Annotated in this window: 1 protein-coding gene; it reads left to right on the top strand. The window is 66.6% G+C overall.

Annotated elements, in window-relative coordinates; translation table 11 throughout:
- Positions 1-113: 113 nt before the first annotated feature.
- Complete coding sequence (locus FXN61_RS49695; protein ID WP_167980673.1) at positions 114-884, top strand: transposase family protein; 771 nt, start codon at positions 114-116, stop codon at positions 882-884.
- The last annotated feature ends 16 nt before the right edge of the window (positions 885-900 follow it).

Here is a 900-nt window from a genome sequence, read left to right on the forward strand (position 1 = left end):
ATCTTGCTGGTCACAAGATCAGGTCGATCTGACCGACCGCCTTGAACGCGGCGAAGCTCCTGGTAGCACGGGTATCACGACCAAGATCCACCCATGCTTGCCAGGAGCTTCGCGTGTTGTTCTATCCGGCGACGATCACGTTGTCCAATCGCACCCTGGACTTCGTCGCACGCCTCATCCGCCGTCACCGTGCCGCGATCGGTTCCCGCTGGCGCCGGTTCACCCCCGGCCGCCAGGCCCTGCTGGTACTGGCACACCTGCGCAACGGCGACACCTACCAGCGTCTGGCCAGCGGTTTCGGCATCGGCCTGGCCACCGTCCACCGCTACATCCGCGAGGTAGTGGACTTGCTGTCCGCCGTGGCGCCGTCGCTCGAGCAGGCCGTGGCACGACTGACCGAGTCGTTCTCGAACTACGCGTTGCTGGACGGCACGGTGATCCGCGTCGACCGGGTCCGCCACCAAAAGCCGTACTACTGCATGAAAACCCGGCACCACGGCGTCACACTGCAGGTGCTGACGGACCCGTACGGGCGACTGGCGTGGGTGTCCGACGGGCTGCCGGGCTCGGTCTACGACCTCACCGCCGCCCGCCACCACGGCGTCCTGGACACCTGCCGCGACGCGGGCCTGACCCTGCTGGCCGACCGCGGCTACATCGGCGCCGGCGACGGCACCATCACCCCATACCGGTTCTGGAAGAAAGAACTCGGACCGTCCTACAAGGCCGCCAACAACGCCCACGCCGCCATCCGCTGCCGCGTCGAACGCGCCATGGCCACCCTCAAGAACTGGCGCGTCCTCACCCGAGTCCGCGCCAGCCCCGAACAGGTCACCCACTACGCCCGCGCCATCCACGTCCTCGAACAACAGACTCGATCATGAGGATGGAAAAGGCTCA

Source organism: Lentzea indica (assembly GCF_012184385.1).
In the GTDB taxonomy this organism is placed as follows: domain Bacteria; phylum Actinomycetota; class Actinomycetes; order Mycobacteriales; family Pseudonocardiaceae; genus Lentzea; species Lentzea indica.